Source organism: Shewanella sp. HN-41, from assembly GCF_000217915.1.
Lineage (GTDB): Bacteria > Pseudomonadota > Gammaproteobacteria > Enterobacterales > Shewanellaceae > Shewanella.
This window is the reverse complement of sequence record NZ_AFOZ01000043.1, coordinates 167,933-186,188: the sequence shown is the minus strand read 5'-3', so window position 1 is coordinate 186,188 and position 18,256 is coordinate 167,933. Positions and strand designations below refer to the sequence as shown.

Sequence of the window (18,256 nt, the reverse complement as noted above, 5' to 3'; positions counted from 1 at the left end):
TTTTTATTGGGTATTACCCGTATCGGTAATGACTTTCTACTACTCGTTTATTGGAATAGGTCGTCCGTTGGCGCATCGATGAAGAGATTATTTTCATCCTGAGTTTCGCTGATGTATTCCTTCGGTTCAGTGCCCGAGATGAAATATTCGAACGCGCTGGTATAGTCGGTTTTGCGGGTAAGCTTACCCGTTGCAAGATCGATTCGTACCGACACTATGCCTTCTGGTGGAATCGCCGTCGTTTCCGGCGTGCCCTTCAGCACATTGTTCATAAACTCATTCCAACCCGGTCCTGCGGTTTTAGCCCCCGCTTCGGTGCCAGTGATCTGATCTTTTTCACCGCTGGCATTCCACGCGGTTCTACCGAGTTGGCGACCATGATCATCAAATCCGACCCAGAAAGTGCTGGTGAGTGTTGGACTAAAACCACTGAACCAAGTATCACGGGATTCGTTAGTCGTACCCGTTTTACCCGCAATATCATGTCGTTTAATTAACTGGGCTGCCCGCCAAGCCGTTCCCTGCCAGCCAGTGCCTTTACTCCAATCACCACCACCCCAAATTACGCTCTTTAGCGCTTCGGTAATTAAGAAAGCGGTTTGTTCCGAAATAATTTGTGGCGCAAAACGACCCGTTTGTTCAAAACACTGCGCCGCAGGCACTTCGGCAGCTAAGCTGCTGTCACCAAAAACCATCGCCTCGTTCGAAGACTGCGCCGTAGCCCCATTGGGTTTACAGGCCAATGTCGGATTGGCTTTTTCAATCACATTGCCATAGGCGTCTTCTACACGCTCAATATAGAAGGGTTCCACTAAGAAGCCACCATTAGCAAACGCATTAAAGGCGGTAGCGACTTGCAGTGGCGTGACCGACGGCGAACCCAAGGCTAAAGATTCGTTACGTGGTAAATCATTAGGGTCAAAGCCAAATTTGGTCAGTTCGGCAATGGCCGCATCTACACCAATATGACGCATGGCCCTTACCGACATCACGTTGATCGATTGTGCTAAGCCCACACGTAGGCGAGTTGGACCACCATAGATATCGGGTGAGTTTTTAGGGCGCCATGCGGTGCCTTGACTAATATCGGGTTTGTTGATCGGCGCGTTGTTAATTAAGGTTGCAAGGGTAAAACCTTTTTCTAATGCAGCTGCATAGATGAACGGTTTGATATTTGAACCTAATTGACGCTTGGCCTGGGTCACACGGTTATATTGACTCTGGCTAAAACTATAACCCCCCACTAGGGTTCGAATCGCACCACTGTAGGGATCGAGCGATACAGTCGCACTGGCAACTTCGGGTACTTGGGACAACTGCAAATACTGACCGTTATCGCGGATCCAAATACGTTCACCAACGCTGAGCATCTCGGCGGCGGACTTAGGCACAGCGCCTTGACGTTTATCGGTAATAAATTTGCGTGCCCACTTAAGCCCATCCCACTTAATGATTTTTGTTTCACCTTTAGCGGTGAGAACCTTTGCCTGTTGACCATCGACACTTAATACTGCCGCAGGCTGCAATTCCTGCACTGGAACTATCTTGGCGAGTTCAGTTTGGATTTGGGTGTTATCAGGTTTGGCATCCGTCCACATGATCGCCGCGGGACCTCGGTAGCCATGGCGTTCATCATAGGCGTAGACGTTATTACGTAAAGCCTGCTGGGCGAGGAGTTGCAGATCAGAAGAAATCGTCGTGTAGACGTTGTAGCCGTTGGTATAGGCTTCTTCTTCCCCATACTTTTGCACCATATAATCCCGTGCCATTTCTGATATGTAAGGGGCGTAGAGATCAATTTCGGCGCCGTGATACTTAGCGACTAAAGGTTCCTGTAAAGCGGCTTGATATTCAGCTTGATTGATATAGCCCACTTCATTCATCCGCATTAAGACGACATTCCGGCGAGCCAATGCGCGCGAAGGCGAAGTAATAGGGTTCAGAGTAGAAGGCGCCTTAGGTAAACCGGCAATCATGCTCATTTCAGATAGGCTGAGATCCTGCACATTCTTACCAAAATACACCTGAGCGGCGGCGCCGACACCGTAGGCCCTCTGACCTAAGTAAATACGGTTAACGTAGAGCTCGAGGATTTCGTCTTTGGTGAGTAATTGTTCTATGTGATAGGAAATAAAAATCTCCTTCACTTTACGAATAATAGTTTTGTCACGGGTAAGGAAGAAGTTACGCGCCACCTGCATTGTGATGGTACTCGCACCTTGCTTCTTCTCCCCCGTCGTCAGCATCACTATCGCGGCACGCAGGACGCCTACAGGATCAATACCGCCATGCTCATAGAAGCGTGCATCTTCCGTGGCAAGGAAGGCCTGCAGCAGAGGTTTAGGCACTTCATCTAGTTTCAATGGAATACGGCGTTTCTCACCAAACTGGGATATGAGTTTGCCGTCACTGCTATATATGCGCAAAGGCGTTTGTAATTGCACATTTTTTAGTGTTGAAACATCCGGTAGGTCCGGCAAAACATAAAAGTATGCTGCAACAATGGCGCCTACGCCCAGAAGGGCTAGACTGAATAGAGCTATAACAATACGTTTTAACCACTTCACCTAAATTGATCCTAATGTTCAGTTAAGTGCGACAGTATATAAGGCGCACACGTCTTGGTGAAGCAAAAACGTGATAGCACTAAAATAGCATTTGTAAAATCTTGAAACATTCTATACAAATACGTATAACGAGTTGATTTTGTGCTAATCTCTTTTACTGAAATACCAATAATAAAGTGACAACGGATTATGCTTTCAAATTTATGGAAGCGTCAGGCTCCGCAGATGGTCGGAATCGATATAGGTTCCCACGAAGTTAAGGCCATTTTGCTGAGTAAGACTGCTGATGGATACAAAATATTAAGTCATGCAGCGGTTCCCGTAAAAAAGGGGGCTATTAACGATCATGATATTCGTGATGCCGATGCCGTTGTCGAATGTTTGAGGCAAATAAAGCGAACCTTACCTAAATCGGTAAAATACGCTGCGGTCGCGGTATCGGGTTCGGCGGTCATGACCAAAGTGATCTACATGGACGCTTCGCTTAGCGAAGAAGAAATGGAGGCTCAGATTGAGATTGAGGCCGATAACCTTATTCCTTACTCGCTCGATGAAGTCAGCATTGATTTTGAAACCTTGAATGTCAACAGCACCGACCCGTCAAAGGTTGATGTGCTGCTCAGTGCTTGCCGTACCGATAATATCGATGTGAGGGTCGATGCCTTAGATGAGGTCGAACTCGAAACGAAAGTCGTTGATGTTGAAGGTTATGCCCTTGGGCGCGCGGTCGAATTAGTGCTTGGCCAACTACCTGAAGGTGCTCGACAGAAAGCCGTTGCTATGGTCGATATTGGTGCCAATATGACCACTTTCTGTGTGGTTGAGTCCGGTGAAACCACCTTTATCCGTGAACAGGCCTTTGGTGGTGAGTTATTTACTCAGTCGATTCTATCTTTCTATGGCATGTCCTATGAACAAGCTGAAAAAGCCAAGATTGAAGGTGACTTGCCGCGTAATTACATGTTTGAAGTGTTATCCCCCTTCCAAGCTCAATTGTTGCAGCAAATTAAACGTACTTTGCAAATTTATTGCACTTCGAGTGGAAAAGATAAAGTCGATTACCTCGTATTATGTGGTGGAACATCTAAACTGGAAGGCATGGCTAATTTATTGGCCAATGAATTAGGCGTTCACACTATTATTGCGGATCCTTTTCAAGGATGTTTGCACGCAGACGAATCGGTTAAAAATATACTGCAACCTAACATCAGCAAATATATGGTTGCTTGTGGCTTAGCGCTGAGGAGCTACGGTCAATGGCGAACATAAACCTGCTTCCCTGGCGTGAAGAGGCAAGAGAAAAACAGAAACGTGATTACATTGGTATACTGGCGGCTGTATTTTTAGGCTCTGCCATTTTAGTGTACGTGGCGCTTTCTTTACTTGAAATGATGACAGATGAGCAAAGGGGGCGTAACGCCTATCTGCAATCGGAAATACAATTACTCGAAACGCAAATTGCTGAGATTAAGAAGATCACCGAACGTAAGAAAGACATTGAGCGTCGTACGGAAATTATTCTCAATCTCCAACAATCACGTAATTTACCGACCCATGTGCTGGATGAATTAGTGCGTATTGTCCCACCTGGAATATACCTTTCAAACCTTGAGAAGAAAGGGAGTTTATTGCTGATTGAAGGCCGCAGTGAGTCCAACAATAACGTCGCAAATATGATGCGTAAGGTTAAGGCTTCCGAGTGGTTAACTGATCCCAATATGCAATCTATCGTGACTCAAGAAGATGAGTTAAGGCAATTGCAGCGCTTTAGCCTGAGAGTCAGCATTAAAGGTGCTATGGCTGATGAGCCAGTGAAAACGGCAAAAGGAGCGAGTAAATGAAACTCGATCTAAGTCAGTTTAATGATATTGATTTCGAAAATATTGGCGGTTGGCCTAATCAGGTAAAAACCTTTTTCGCAATTTTATTGGCACTCTGTGTGTTTGCTGCGGGTTATTTTCTGGTCGTGTCCGATGCAATAGACATTTATAACGCGGAACAAAATAAAGAAGTGCAGTTGAGGGACGACTTTAAGAATAAGTATCAACTCGCCGCCAATTTAAAACTTTACCGTGAGCAATTAGCCATCATGGAGGAGCAGTTTGCTGAGCTGCTGAAAATGCTGCCCTCCGAGAATGAAATGCCGGGATTACTCGACGATTTAACGTTTGTCGCTACCGATGCGGGTTTGCATATCAAAAGCTTGAATTGGGAGCCCGAAATTCAACGGGATTTTTACATTGAATTCCCGATTAGAATGTCAGTGACGGGTGATTATCATCAACTCGGTAATATGGTGAGTGGTGTCGCAAAGTTGCCACGGATTGTCAGTTTGCACGATTTTACGATTAAGCGAGATGAAGCCGGCAACTTAGCAATGGACATCTTAGCGAAGACGTATCGCTTTAAAGAAGGTGCTGAGTTACCCCCTGAAAAGCCTGCCAATCAAAAGGGGAAGAAATAATGAAACTCTTACCTTTACTGGCTTTTAGTCTTTTTTTAATGGGTTGTGTTGGCGATCGTAGCGATTTAGAGCTATTTGTTACTACAACTAAAGCACAACATGTGGCCCATATCCCACCCTTGAAAGAGCCACCGAAGTTTGAACATTTTGCCTATCAGGCAGAATTAATGCGTAGTCCCTTTGTTCCACCTTCCCGAGAATTAACGGAAGAAGTGATTGATACCAGTAAAAATTGCTTACAACCGGATTTAAAACGTCGTAAGGGACGATTAGAAACCTATGCGCTAGATAATCTAAAAATGCGCGGCACTTTGAAAGACGCTGCGACGACTTGGGCACTTGTAGAGACCAATGACGGTAGCGTATATCGGATGGGAGTGGGCGAGTACTTAGGTTTATTTAATGGCCGTATAGTTAAAGTGACTTCACAGAGTGTTGAAGTAATAGAATTAATTCCAGATGGTTCTGGTTGTTGGTCCGAGCGATCAAACAGCATAGTACTTTCTGGAGAATAACGAGCGAAGGATGAGGGAATAATGAAATCTTCTGCCGCGATAAAAATCCCGTTAATATCTTCAGGCTTGGTCAAGTCTGTTATTGGGATCGCATTGGTATTTGGAGTTTTGCCATCGAGTTTTGCGGCAAATCGATTATTAGATGTTAAGTACCATGCCCTAGTCGATCACCAATTAGAGGTTGAACTGGTCTTTGAAGATGCGGTGACACCGCCAGTCATCGACTCCAATGCAGCACCTGCAGAACTGGTATTAACCTTTGGTGATAGCATTTCTGGTTTGTCTAAGGATCATCTGCCTATTAATCAAGTGGGTGTGAATGAGATAACGACTACACAGCAAGATACGAGCCTTAAGGTGGCCTTAGGTTTATCTAAGGTAAAACCTTATCAAGGTGCTGTGATCGGGAATTCCTATCGTTTAACCATTAATGATAATGTCGCAGGGGCACAAGCGAATGCGGACAATCCCTTCGTAAATAGTGTCAGTAATATTGATTTTCGTCGTAATGCCAATGGGGGAGGAGAGTTATTAGTTTATCTAAATAACCGCTCAGTGGCTGTCAACGTGGAACAAATTGGCTCTAAGTTAGAGGTACAGCTATATAACACAGACATTAAGAGTGACTTACTGTATGTGATGGACGTCCAAGACTTTTCAACGCCAGTAAAGAGTTTTGAAACTTTCAAAGAAGAGTTAACAACACGGATCTTGGTTGATGTTGCTGGCAACTATGAGTTCAACTATAAACAGGAAGATAAGCTGTTTAGGCTCTCAATCAACAAAGTTGAGCGGGTTGCGACAACAAAAGAAGTGAAAAAATATAACGGTAAAACTTTATCACTTAATTTCCAAAGTATCTCAGTTCGGACTGTGCTGCAGATTATTGCCGACTATAACAATTTCAACCTTGTGACCAGTGATACGGTTGAAGGTGATATCACCCTAAGACTGGATGATGTGCCATGGGATCAAGCATTGGATTTGATTCTACAGACCAAGGGGTTAGATAAACGCATCGAAGGCAATATCTTAATGGTGGCTCCGAGTGAAGAGCTTGCTATTCGCGAAAGTCAAAATCTAAAAAATAAACAAGAAGTTAAAGAGCTTGAACCGCTTTACTCTGAATATTTGCAGATCAATTATGCTAAAGCGATAGATATAGCAGAGCTCTTAAAGAGCACGGATTCGAGTTTGTTGTCTCCACGGGGGTCCGTTGCAGTCGATGAGCGTACGAATACTGTGTTAGTAAAAGATACCGCTGAGACCATAGAAAATATTCATCGTTTAGTCGACGTGCTGGATATTCCCATCCGTCAAGTATTGATCGAGTCCCGCATGGTGACGGTAAAAGATGACGTTTCGGAAGACTTAGGTATTCGTTGGGGTGTTACCGACCAACAGGGAACCAAAGGGACTTCAGGTTCACTTGAAGGTGCACAAAACATTGCCAATGGCACTGTACCTTCGATAAATGATCGTTTAAACGTTAACTTGCCCGCTGCGGTGACTAACCCAACGAGTATCGCTTTTCATGTTGCTAAGCTTGCCGATGGTACTATTTTAGATCTAGAACTGAGCGCCTTAGAGCAAGAGAATAAGGGGGAGATTATTGCGAGTCCCCGTATTACCACCTCTAATCAAAAATCGGCTTATATTGAGCAGGGTGTTGAGATCCCTTATGTGCAATCGACCTCAAGTGGTGCGACATCGGTCACCTTCAAAAAAGCAGTGCTTTCATTAAGAGTGACACCGCAAATTACTCCGGATAACCGTGTGATCCTAGATCTTGAAATCACTCAGGATTCGCAGGGTAAAACCGTTGATACTCCGACGGGGCCAGCGGTGGCAATTGATACTCAGCGTATCGGAACTCAAGTGCTAGTCGATAACGGGGAAACTATCGTTCTGGGGGGTATTTATCAACAGAACTTAATTAGCCGTGTCAGTAAAGTGCCTGTTTTGGGTGATATCCCGTTGGTCGGTTTCTTGTTTAGAAACACGACAGACAAGAATGAGCGTCAGGAGCTGCTGATTTTCGTGACACCCAAAATTGTGGATGAAAAGCTGTAATCATTTGTTGTACATTGAATAAAGCCAGCAGCCCTTGCTGGCTTTATGGTGTCTGAAATACAATTCTTAGATAAATAGCGCACATGACTTGCCATAGTAGACCTTAAACTGAGATAATCCACGGTCAAGTCTCATAAGAGCAAGGTAACATATAGGTCGGCTTGATCATGAGTCGATATAGGCATACTTTTCAATAAGATTCAGACGTACAAGAAATGGCTGAAAAACGTAATATTTTTCTGGTAGGCCCTATGGGCGCAGGTAAAAGCACAATTGGTCGCCATCTGGCGCAAATGCTGCATTTAGAATTCCACGATTCAGATCAAGAGATTGAACAACGCACAGGTGCTGATATTGCTTGGGTGTTTGACGTCGAAGGTGAAGAAGGCTTCCGTCGTCGTGAAGCTCAGGTTATTGCTGATTTGTCTGAAAAACAAGGTATCGTCCTTGCCACCGGTGGTGGTTCAGTACAGAGCAAAGATATCCGTAATCATCTATCTGCGCGTGGCATTGTGGTGTACTTGGAAACCACTATCGACAAACAGGTCGCTCGTACCCAGAGGGACAAGCGACGCCCATTATTGCAAGTGGACGACCCACGAGAAGTGTTGGAGAATCTTGCAGAGATCCGTAACCCGTTGTACGAAGAGATTGCCGATGTGATCGTTAAAACCGATGATCAAAGTGCGAAGATCGTTGCAAATCAAATCATTGAGCAATTAGGTTTCTAGGCAGAATGATGAAGCAAATTCAGGTTGATTTAGGTATACGTAGTTATCCCATTTATATTGGCCAGAGTTTGATGAGTGATGGCGAGACATTGTCTCGCTACCTGCTTAAAAAACGTATTCTTATCGTCACCAATGAAACCGTCGCGCCTTTGTATCTTAAGCAGATACAAGAAACGATGGCTTCGTTTGGTGAGGTCGAGAGCGTAATCCTCCCCGATGGCGAGCAATTCAAAGACTTAGCACATTTAGATGCTATTTTCACCGCATTATTGCAACGAAACTATGGTCGAGATTCAGTGCTGGTGGCTTTGGGTGGCGGCGTGATTGGTGATATGACGGGATTTGCTGCCGCATGTTATCAACGCGGGATCGATTTTATTCAAATCCCTACAACCCTATTGTCGCAGGTGGATTCTTCCGTTGGTGGTAAAACAGCAGTTAATCATCCCCTAGGCAAAAATATGATTGGGGCCTTCTATCAGCCGCAACTCGTATTGATCGATACTCTATGTTTACAGACCTTACCCGCACGTGAGTTTGCCGCGGGCATGGCTGAAGTGATTAAGTATGGCATTATGTGGGATGGTGAGTTTTTTCAATGGCTTGAAAATAACGTGCAAGCCCTAAAGCGCTTAGATACCGAAGCGCTGGTGTATGCAATTTCCCGTTGCTGTGAGATCAAGGCTGATGTGGTGAGCCAAGATGAAACTGAGCAGGGAGTTCGTGCTTTATTGAATCTAGGCCATACCTTTGGGCATGCCATTGAAGCTGAGATGGGCTATGGTAATTGGTTGCATGGCGAAGCCGTTGCGGCTGGCACGGTCCTTGCTGCTCAAACGGCTAAGTCATTGGGGCTTATCGATGAGTCAATAGTTTGTCGTATCATACAGTTACTACAAGCTTTTGATCTCCCCGTGAGTGCGCCGGAATCTATGGGTTTCGACAGTTTCATTCAACATATGCGACGCGATAAAAAAGTGTTAGGCGGTCAGATTCGACTCGTACTCCCGACGGCAATAGGCCGCGCGGATGTATTTAGTCAAGTCCCTGAATCTACCCTCGAACAGGTTATCCGCTGCGCATAAGCATTGTGTGGTGGGCGAGTGACGTTTCAGGGTTTGGTCTTGCTTCCTTCGCAGGAAGCCCTCATACAAAGATTGCATCATAGCGCCAGTTACAGTGATCAGCTGCTGGTGCTTTCTGGTGGCCAAGGTTCAGGTAAAACTACACTCGTAACCGCATTAGCGACCGATTTTGATGATTCAAATGCGGCATTGGTGATCTGCCCTATGCATGCCGATAATGCTGAGATTCGTCGCAAAATTTTAGTGCAATTGATCTCTTCACCTATTTTTGACGACGAGGTTCCCCTCGCAGAAACCTTATTGCGGGTTGCATCCACACAAACCAAGCCCTTACATATCATCATCGACGATGCCCATCTGCTTTCTAAAGAGTTGTGGGCCGAGTGCATCATTCTCAATCAGATCCAATGTGCGGGTAAAAATATTGCCGTGACATTAGCGGTACCGCCCGCATTTTTAGCTGAGTTATTGTCACAGTTGCCTGAGTCATTAAGGCGGCAAGTGTTACCCGTGAGTATTGAACCGCTGAGTCTTCCTGAGCGTGAGGCTCTATATCAGACTTTGCTAAGGTGTAGTGATCAGAACCCTTTCACTCCTAGGGATATAGTGCGCGCCCAACTTGAAAAACAGACGGGAACACCGCAAGAGGTGGTTAATCTGCTCGAACTGGCTCTCCACGGTCAGCCAGAGAAAAAATCGCTATGGGCTCGATATAAAATGGTATCTATCAGTCTTGTGAGCGTGCTGGTTGCTTTGGTTATTTGGTTCACTTTCACGCGGCCACTTATTCCAGAGCCTCAGCCTAGTCTAGTGACTTACCCAGCAATAGACTCACCCGCATTTTTAGCCCAAGGTCAGCAGTGGTTGGCACCTTATTTCCATCAGCGCTCAGAGCAATTCAAACTTTCTCAACAGAAAGTCGATGCAATCGAAGCGGATCCCTTGGCGAATTTTCATGGTGAAGAACCTCAGGCTGACTCTGATGCGATGACTGAGCCTCCAGTTGATGAGGCGGATAGTAAAGCCGAGCCCGCTACAACCCTCGATTCGCTCAAGCAAAATGAAACCAAGGTCGCAGACCAGTTGGATACGGCTGACACCGTCTCCAAAACCGATATGCTACAGGCGGAGTTGATACCATCCCAGAAACCCACTAAGGGTTACACCATACAGGTCGCGACGATTTCGCAATTAGATTCATTACATCAGACCCTTAAAATGATTGAAGGGGTGGAAGATGTGCGGGTCGCAAAGTATAAGCATCTTTGGGTTGTACTGGCGGGCAACTATAGTGATAGCAAATTGGCACATGAGGCTGCGACTAAGTTGACCAAACAGTATCACCTTGACTCACTGTGGGTAAGAAAATGGAGCGAATTGGGAGGCTATCAGTTACAAGAAACACACCCAAATCGTGAAATCTCAGAATAAACAGAGTACAATCATGACCTTTATTTTTGTCGGTATTCATCAAGTTAAATGATAAAAAAACATAGAGCCTTCCTTAAATGGGCTGGTGGAAAATTTAAATTGGTGGATGAGTTGGCAAACTACTTACCTGCAGGCAACCGCCTGGTTGAGCCGTTTGTAGGGGCGGGTTCAGTATTCTTAAATACCGACTACCCTAGCTATTTGCTTTGCGATATCAATGAGGATCTGATTGAGCTATACAAAATAGTGAAGGAAAGGCCTGCCGAGTATATTGATGCTGCTAAAAAGCTATTTGTCGATGAAATGAACCAAAAGGAAGCCTATTACCGAGTACGCAGCGACTTTAACAAATGTCGCGATCCTTTCCAGCGTGCTGTGTATTTCCTTTATTTAAACCGTCATGGTTTTAATGGTCTGTGTCGCTATAATCGCAAGGGCGGTTTCAATGTGCCCTTCGGTTCATACAAAAAACCTTACTTTCCTGAGAAGGAAATTTGGGCCTTTTCAGAAAAAGCACAAAGTGCAGAATTTAAATGCATTGGTTACGAGCAAGCGTTTGAACAGATTCGGGCAGGTGACGTTATTTATTGTGATCCTCCCTATGCGCCATTATCGACAACAGCCAGCTTTACGACCTATGTAGGTGCGGGTTTTAGTTTAGATGATCAGGCGTTACTCGCTCGCCATTCCCGCCATACAGCATTGGAGCGTGGCATCCCAGTGTTGATCAGTAACCATGATATCCCCCTTACACGGGAGCTATATCGTGGCGCTCACCTCGCAAAGATCCAAGTGCAACGTAATATCAGCCAGAACGGTAATAGCCGTAATAAAGTGGATGAGTTAATGGCCTTGTACGATGAAAACTACGATCTGCAGGACGAATGAGTTCTGTGGATTAATCTTTGATGAATACTTCTAGTTAAGTATTTGACTAACAAGCAATATCAAACTAACGACTAAGGTTATCGCTAACATAATCCCCATAATAATATAGGGAAGTGGCGAATGAGTTTGGAAATCTTTTTGGCGGTTTTCATTGGATTGCACACCGAAAAAAGCGGCTAAGGTGCTATAAAAAACCTGCCAGATGCGCCCAAACATTAATAGGAAAGTTGCGAGTTGGTGGGTTTCATATCATCAATAGGCTTATCTTGATGACCGTGTAACAGCTCAAGTAGATCGACAAAATGGAACTGACTCGAGCGATTCTTGCCCGTCAGCCAGGTTTTCCAGCTTAACGCTTGGGCTTGATTGGCGCAGCGATTATTTGGGTGACTGCTAGGTAAAGTATTGTTGTAGCGGGCTTCGCTACTGCATGCACAGGCAGTGTTATCAGTGCTTACGGCCAATTTTTCAACACCAAACGCTAAGGTGGCGACTACCATTGCAGTAAACGCCAGCATCATGGATGACTTAAAGGTCACCGAGCTTAAAATGTGAGAAAATCGAGTTAACTGCCCTTTCATGATACTTCCCTTGAAATCTTCTAGGTGCACATTAGCGACTCGAGTATAACAAATCCGCTTAGTTTATGAACAATAATTTATCAATCTGCACTAAAATTTTTCGCATAATTTAGCCGTATCCATGACCTAGTGGTGACATATTCATACAAGAAGGCCCATATGTAATGCTTTACGGGCATTTAGCGTGATACGAATCGTCATAAATGTGGCTTCGACTATAGAGGCTTAACGCTGCTAAGGGTAAAATGAGGCACTTTTTATCCATTTGCAGCGAGTGTGTTATGCGTCCATTCTTAATTGCTCCATCAATTTTATCCGCCGATTTTGCCCGTTTAGGGGATGATGTTAAAGCCGTGTTAGATGCGGGCGCTGACGTAGTGCATTTTGATGTGATGGATAATCACTATGTGCCTAACCTGACGATTGGCCCTATGGTGTGTAAAGCCCTACGTGATTATGGCATCACCGCCGATATCGATGTGCATCTTATGGTGAAACCAGTCGACCGTATCGTGCCTGATTTTGCTAAGGCCGGTGCTTCTATTATTACCTTCCACCCTGAGGCCTCCGAGCACGTCGATCGCACACTGCAGTTGATCAAAGAATCAGGCTGTAAGGCGGGCTTAGTATTTAATCCAGCTACTCCGCTGCATTATCTTGACCATGTGATGGATAAACTCGATGTGATCCTATTGATGTCGGTGAACCCTGGCTTTGGTGGACAATCTTTTATTCCTTCGACTTTAGATAAGCTGCGCCAAGTACGTGCGCGTATCGATGCCAGTGGTTTCGACATTCGTTTAGAAGTTGATGGTGGCGTTAAGGTCGATAATATCGCCGAAATCGCGGCGGCGGGTGCCGACATGTTTGTCGCGGGCTCTGCTATTTTCGGCAAGCCAGATTACAAAGCCGTAGTTGATGAAATGCGTGCCGAACTGGCTAAAGTTGAGGCTTAGGATATGTGGGATCAGATTAAAGCCATTGCATTCGATCTCGATGGTACCCTTATCGATAGTGTACCCGATCTTGCCGTTGCCACTCAGGAAGCCTTAGCCGAATTAGGGTTGGCGACTTGTTCTGAGACCCAAGTGCGCACTTGGGTTGGTAACGGTGCCGAGATGTTGATGCGCCGTGCCATGACCAATGCACTCGGTGCCGAGGTCGAGCAAGCAGCACTCGATGCTGCTATGCCGGTTTTTATGCATCATTATCAAGAGAACCTTGAGAAACACAGTGCGCTGTATAGTGACGTCCATCAAGTGCTACAAACCTTGTTCGATGCCGGCTTTAAGCTGGCCGTAGTCACTAATAAACCCTACCGCTTTACGTTACCCTTGCTCGAAGCCTTCAACATAAATGGCTTTTTCAGCTTAGTATTAGGCGGTGATTCGCTTGCGAAGATGAAGCCAGATCCTTTGCCGCTGCAGCATCTGCTGAAGGAATGGCAGTTAGATAAAGCCGAGTTATTGATGGTTGGCGACTCTAAAAATGACATTTTAGCGGCGAAAGCGGCAGGTGTTGCATCAATCGGCTTGACCTATGGCTACAACTACGGTGAAGATATCGGGCTCGCTGGCCCAGATGCCGTCTGTGAGCAATTTAACGATATTTTAAACTGGATAAATCCAACGAAGCGTTAATTTAATAGATTCTTTTTATTTATAGATAGTGGAGTAATGACGTAATGACCAAACCCATAGTACTCAGCGGTGCACAGCCGTCCGGCGAATTAACCATAGGTAACTACATGGGTGCATTGCGTCAATGGGTTGCGATGCAAGATAGCCACGACTGCCTGTATTGTGTGGTCGACTTACATGCCATTACCGTGCGTCAAGATCCTAAAGCGTTGCGCGAAGCTTGTTTAGACACTTTAGCCCTGTATTTGGCCTGTGGCGTCGACCCGAAAAAGAGCACAGTGTTTATCCAGTCACAGGTGCCGCAGCACACCCAATTAGGCTGGGCATTAAACTGCTACACCCAAATGGGTGAACTGAGCCGCATGACGCAGTTTAAGGACAAGTCACAAAAGCACGCGAATAATATTAACGTCGGGCTATTTGGTTACCCCGTGTTAATGGCCGCAGATATTCTGCTGTATCAAGCGAACGAAATCCCAGTAGGCCAGGATCAGAAGCAACACCTTGAGTTAACGCGTGATATCGCGACTCGCTTCAACAACGCCTACGGCGATACTTTCACTATTCCAGAGCCGTTTATTCCTGAACATGGCGCTAAGGTGATGTCGCTGCAGGAGCCGCTAAAGAAGATGTCTAAGTCGGACGAGAACCGTAACAACGTCATCGGCCTGCTAGAAGATCCTAAATCAGTGCTGAAAAAGCTGAAAAAAGCCATGACGGATAGCGATGAGCCGCCTGTTGTGCGTTTTGATGTGGACAATAAACCAGGCGTTTCTAACCTGTTGAGTCTAATGTCGGGTGTGACTGGCCAAAGCATTGCCAGCCTAGAAGCCGAGTTTGAAGGCAAGATGTATGGCCATTTGAAGGTTGCCGCCGGTGAAGCGGTAGTGGGTATGTTAGAACCACTGCAAGAGCGTTACCGAGCAATTCGTGCCGATCGTGCTTACTTAGATCAAGTGATGAAAGCGGGCGCCGAGAATGCACAGGCACGCGCCGCAGTGACGCTGAAAAAAGTCTACGAGAAGATAGGTTTGCTAGTCTAATCAATCGATATCGATAAGCTAAGCCGACGTTCGCGTCGGCTTTTTTGTGCCTGTAATTAGGCCTGGGATTTTAGCCAAGAGGAGAAGGCGGCAATCGCCGGTTCCGATAAGCGGCGTTGTTTACAGAAGAAGGTAAATTCAAACCCGGTATGCACATCGGGTAGATTTACAGCAACCAGTCGTCCGGTTGCAATATCCCCCGCCACCATAAAATCGGGTGCGAGCGCGACGCCCTGGCCCGCTATCGCGGCTTCAATTGCCATCACTATGTGGCTAAATATATGTTGTTGCTCATTATTGAGCGGAATCGCATGGGACGATGACCACTTGCGCCAGTCGAGCCCGAGCGGTCCTTCATCCACAACCAATAAAGCTTGCTGCTGAAAATTATCTAGGCTGATATCACGCCATTTAGGGTAAAGATTAGGACTGCAGACAGGGATTAAACGCTCCTTATGCAGTAATTGTTGCCAATATCCCCGTAGATTCAGTTTGCTGGCGATGAAGATATCCGCGGAGCTAGTACTCAAGTCGGGATCTTGGGTGATCATTTCGAGGCGGATCTTCACACTTGGATATTGGCGGCGAAAATCCGTTAGGCGTGGGATCAACCACTTCACTGCAAATGAGCTATATACGGCTAAACAGAGTTGCTGGTTGGGTGTATCACGCAGCTTAAGATTGAGATCACCCAACTCATTGAAAATACGTTCTAACTCAATAAATAAACTCTGGCCCTTTGGGGTGAGTTGTAGCTTACGGCCTTGGCGATCAAAGAGTTGTTCAGCAAAATATTCTTCCAGTACCCGCACTTGGTGGGATACCGCGCTTTGGGTGATGCACAGCTCATCTGCCGCTTTAGAGAAGTGGGCTTGTCTCGCGGCGGCTTCAAATACCTGTAATGCGCGTAATGGTGGAAGTTTTCTCATATTTTTCAATGTATAAAAAATTTAGTATGAATTTAATTCATTCAGCATGAGAAAGCATCATTTCAGCTTACCTTTTGTGGGCTCTATCATGCAGCCATTGAAATCTATGGATGTTATAAAATGCAGCGCCCTGTCGTTATCGGTTTGATTTTATTGATAGTGGGTAATCTATTTAGCGCATTCTACGATGTGTCGATTAAGTGGTTACCGGACGATGCCAATGCCGCTACTTTCCTGCTGGTAAGGCAAATCAGTTCAGTCTTCATGTTGTTGCCTGTGTGGCTATACGCACAGAGGCCTATGACTACGCATATTTCAGTTCACCTTTGGCGCGCCAACATAGGCTCAGTTGGCGCGCTATTTTTAATTATCGGCTTAATGGCGCTGCCGCTCGCCACTGTGAGTTCGCTGTTTTACTCGGCACCCTTGATGATTATGCTAATGGGCTATTGGTTTCTTAAGGAGCGCATTACCACGGGGCAGGTCATCTGCGCCTTATTGGGGTTCGTTGGGATCTTGATTATCCTGCGCCCGAGCGAGATCAATTGGTTTGGTCTGGCGGTACTGTTTTCGGCTTTTACCTTTGCGGTGAACCAACTTACCATAAAAAAGGTGCCAAATACTGAGCATCCCTTGCTCACCCTCATGCTTTATAACTTGCTCGGTATTCCGGCCACATTAGTCATCGCCGCCTTCCAAGGCTTGCAGGGGATGAGTTGGGGATTATTCGGTATAGCCTTACTCAGCAACGCATTTTTATTAATTTACCACTGGTTCTGCGTACTCGCTTACCGTAAGGCGCAGGCGAGTGATATTGTGATTGCGGAATATACTGGGCTGTTGTTTATCGTATTTCTGGGCTGGTTACTGTTCGATGAATGGCTCGATAGTTTGAGTTGGGTCGGTGCCGCTCTGATAGTGTTACCGTCGTTATTGTTGCCTTGGATAGGGATGTGGATGGCTAAGTCGCCAAAAGTGATGGATAACTTGCAGGTGAAGTCTTTACATATTGAGGCGGTAGAGGGTGAGCCTAAACACTAATCGCTTAGGCTCAACCGAGATTACTCGACGTATTCGAAGACTTTAACCACTTTACGTACGCCCGCGGTGTTGCGGGCGATATCGACGGCTAAATCTGCCTGTGAGCGGTGGATAAGCCCAAGCAGGAAGACCTCACCATTTTCGGTGATCACTTTGATGCGGGTGACATCTAAATCCTTCTCGTTGAGCATGCGCCCCTTCACCTTAGTCGTGACCCAAGTGTCGTTGCTACGGGTGGTAAAGGAGGTGGGATTACCAATGCGGATTTGATTGTGGATTTTGCCGCCAAGCTTAAGATCTTGCACGACTTTAATCGCCTTGTCCCTAAGCATAGAGTTAGGGGCTTGGCCTATCATAAGCACATTGCCATTCACCGATACGCCCGTGATATTGGTTTGTTTTTTAAGATCTTCTTGCTCCAATAATGCGCTAGTGATCTTAAAATCCGTGTTGGTATCATCGAGTTGAGTTTTTACTGTACGCTCATCATTGGCCATCATGGCGCCGCTCACTGCGCCCACCATAACGGCACCAGCGCAGCCCTGCAGCAGCAAGCAAACCATTAATAACGGGGCAGCGTGCCTCATTGTTGCTCATCCTGTGGGAAAAGCGTGCGGTCGATATTGTCACACAGGCAGTGGATCACCAGCAGATGCACTTCTTGAATGCGGGCCGTGACATTGGAAGGCACGCGGATTTCTACATCGCCAACGCTCAATAAACCCGCCATCGCGCCGCCATCTTTGCCCGTGAGGGCGACTATGGTCATATCGCGGCTTAAGGCTGCTTCCATTGCTTTGATCACGTTGCCTGAGTTACCGCTGGTGGAAATGGCCAGCAGAATGTCACCAGGTTGGCCTAACGCTAAGATTTGCTTTGAGAAAATCTCATTATAGCTGTAGTCATTCGCAATAGCCGTGATGGTCGACGTGTCGGTTGACAGGGCAATAGCAGGCAATGGTGGACGTTCAATCTCGTAGCGGTTTAAGAGCTCGGCCGAGAAATGCTGCGCATCGCCGGCACTACCGCCGTTGCCGCAGGCGAGGATTTTATTGCCGCCCAAAAGACAGTGCACCATCATTTCGGCCGCTTTGGCGATGGATTCTGGCAGTGCTTCGGCTGCATCGATTTTAGTCTGGATAGATTCAGTAAAGCTGTCTTTAATGCGTTCTAACATGGATACATCCTTTCAGGATAAAGTGTTGCTATCATGCCATATTTCCACCGGGGAGTTGAGGCATAGGCGTTAAAAAATAATTCATCTGTAC

19 protein-coding genes are annotated in these 18,256 nt (G+C 46.1%); 13 read left to right on the top strand and 6 right to left on the bottom strand.

The window, feature by feature from the left end:
* Positions 1-47: 47 nt before the first annotated feature.
* Complete coding sequence (locus tag SOHN41_RS17335) at positions 48-2,567, bottom strand: penicillin-binding protein 1A (RefSeq protein ID WP_007651559.1); 2,520 nt, start codon at positions 2,565-2,567, stop codon at positions 48-50.
* A 189-nt stretch (positions 2,568-2,756) separates the two neighbouring features.
* Between SOHN41_RS17335 and SOHN41_RS17330 the strand changes: the two genes are divergently transcribed.
* The 9 genes from SOHN41_RS17330 to SOHN41_RS17290 all read left to right on the top strand — a co-directional run bounded on the left by SOHN41_RS17330 (position 2,757) and on the right by SOHN41_RS17290 (position 11,754).
* Positions 2,757-3,836 (top strand): pilus assembly protein PilM, encoded by a 1,080-nt coding sequence (locus tag SOHN41_RS17330; protein ID WP_037459539.1) that lies wholly within the window; start codon positions 2,757-2,759, stop codon positions 3,834-3,836.
* Positions 3,824-4,408, top strand: coding sequence for a PilN domain-containing protein (locus SOHN41_RS17325; RefSeq protein WP_007651555.1), 585 nt, complete (start codon positions 3,824-3,826; stop codon positions 4,406-4,408). Before SOHN41_RS17330 ends, SOHN41_RS17325 begins: the two co-directional genes overlap by 13 nt.
* A complete protein-coding gene (locus tag SOHN41_RS17320) occupies positions 4,405-5,031 on the top strand; it encodes a type 4a pilus biogenesis protein PilO (protein WP_007651553.1) in 627 nt (208 codons plus the stop codon). The genes SOHN41_RS17325 and SOHN41_RS17320 overlap by 4 nt, the downstream gene beginning before the upstream one ends.
* Entirely contained in the window at positions 5,031-5,546 is a 516-nt protein-coding gene (locus tag SOHN41_RS17315) for a pilus assembly protein PilP (RefSeq protein ID WP_007651551.1), read from the top strand. Before SOHN41_RS17320 ends, SOHN41_RS17315 begins: the two co-directional genes overlap by 1 nt.
* A 21-nt stretch (positions 5,547-5,567) precedes the next feature.
* Complete coding sequence (locus tag SOHN41_RS17310; protein ID WP_007651550.1) at positions 5,568-7,619, top strand: type IV pilus secretin PilQ; 2,052 nt, start codon at positions 5,568-5,570, stop codon at positions 7,617-7,619.
* A 215-nt stretch (positions 7,620-7,834) separates the two neighbouring features.
* On the top strand, positions 7,835-8,350 hold the full coding sequence (gene aroK, locus SOHN41_RS17305) for a shikimate kinase AroK (RefSeq protein WP_006083542.1): 516 nt from the start codon (positions 7,835-7,837) through the stop codon (positions 8,348-8,350).
* Between the two features lie 8 nt (positions 8,351-8,358).
* Positions 8,359-9,435 carry a 3-dehydroquinate synthase gene (gene aroB, locus SOHN41_RS17300; RefSeq protein ID WP_037459538.1) on the top strand — a complete coding sequence of 359 codons (1,077 nt, stop codon included), beginning with the start codon at positions 8,359-8,361 and terminating at the stop codon, positions 9,433-9,435.
* Positions 9,436-9,453: 18 nt separating this feature from the next.
* Entirely contained in the window at positions 9,454-10,866 is a 1,413-nt protein-coding gene (locus SOHN41_RS17295) for an AAA family ATPase (RefSeq protein ID WP_037459529.1), read from the top strand.
* Positions 10,867-10,914: 48 nt separating this feature from the next.
* Positions 10,915-11,754, top strand: a complete 840-nt coding sequence (locus SOHN41_RS17290; RefSeq protein WP_037459527.1) for a Dam family site-specific DNA-(adenine-N6)-methyltransferase — start codon at positions 10,915-10,917, stop codon at positions 11,752-11,754.
* Between the two features lie 30 nt (positions 11,755-11,784).
* On the opposite strand, the gene SOHN41_RS17285 is transcribed toward SOHN41_RS17290, so the two are convergent.
* Together SOHN41_RS17285 and SOHN41_RS17280 are read right to left on the bottom strand one after the other, a co-directional pair.
* Positions 11,785-11,970, bottom strand: coding sequence for a DUF2970 domain-containing protein (locus tag SOHN41_RS17285; RefSeq protein WP_007651541.1), 186 nt, complete (start codon positions 11,968-11,970; stop codon positions 11,785-11,787).
* Complete coding sequence (locus tag SOHN41_RS17280) at positions 11,970-12,335, bottom strand: hypothetical protein (RefSeq protein WP_007651539.1); 366 nt, start codon at positions 12,333-12,335, stop codon at positions 11,970-11,972. The genes SOHN41_RS17285 and SOHN41_RS17280 overlap by 1 nt, the downstream gene beginning before the upstream one ends.
* A gap of 281 nt (positions 12,336-12,616) precedes the next feature.
* Between SOHN41_RS17280 and rpe the strand changes: the two genes are divergently transcribed.
* From rpe to trpS, 3 genes are read left to right on the top strand one after another with little or no spacing between them, the layout of a single operon-like run.
* Positions 12,617-13,291 (top strand): ribulose-phosphate 3-epimerase, encoded by a 675-nt coding sequence (rpe, locus tag SOHN41_RS17275; RefSeq protein ID WP_007651537.1) that lies wholly within the window; start codon positions 12,617-12,619, stop codon positions 13,289-13,291.
* Between the two features lie 3 nt (positions 13,292-13,294).
* A complete protein-coding gene (locus SOHN41_RS17270; RefSeq protein ID WP_007651535.1) occupies positions 13,295-13,975 on the top strand; it encodes a phosphoglycolate phosphatase in 681 nt (226 codons plus the stop codon).
* 44 nt (positions 13,976-14,019) lie between these two features.
* Entirely contained in the window at positions 14,020-15,018 is a 999-nt protein-coding gene (trpS, locus tag SOHN41_RS17265) for a tryptophan--tRNA ligase (RefSeq protein ID WP_007651529.1), read from the top strand.
* Between the two features lie 56 nt (positions 15,019-15,074).
* Here the strand turns inward: trpS and SOHN41_RS17260 are convergent, their stop codons facing one another.
* Positions 15,075-15,947 carry a LysR substrate-binding domain-containing protein gene (locus SOHN41_RS17260; RefSeq protein WP_007651526.1) on the bottom strand — a complete coding sequence of 291 codons (873 nt, stop codon included), beginning with the start codon at positions 15,945-15,947 and terminating at the stop codon, positions 15,075-15,077.
* A 120-nt stretch (positions 15,948-16,067) separates the two neighbouring features.
* Between SOHN41_RS17260 and SOHN41_RS17255 the strand changes: the two genes are divergently transcribed.
* The gene (locus SOHN41_RS17255) at positions 16,068-16,988 is read left to right on the top strand and encodes a DMT family transporter (protein WP_007651524.1); all 921 of its coding nucleotides are present in this window, start codon (positions 16,068-16,070) and stop codon (positions 16,986-16,988) included.
* A gap of 20 nt (positions 16,989-17,008) precedes the next feature.
* Here SOHN41_RS17255 and dolP read toward each other — a convergent pair whose 3' ends face one another.
* Entirely contained in the window at positions 17,009-17,575 is a 567-nt protein-coding gene (dolP, locus tag SOHN41_RS17250) for a division/outer membrane stress-associated lipid-binding lipoprotein (RefSeq protein WP_037459525.1), read from the bottom strand.
* The gene (locus tag SOHN41_RS17245; protein WP_007651521.1) at positions 17,572-18,165 is read right to left on the bottom strand and encodes a phosphoheptose isomerase; all 594 of its coding nucleotides are present in this window, start codon (positions 18,163-18,165) and stop codon (positions 17,572-17,574) included. Before SOHN41_RS17245 ends, dolP begins: the two co-directional genes overlap by 4 nt.
* Positions 18,166-18,256: the final 91 nt, after the last annotated feature.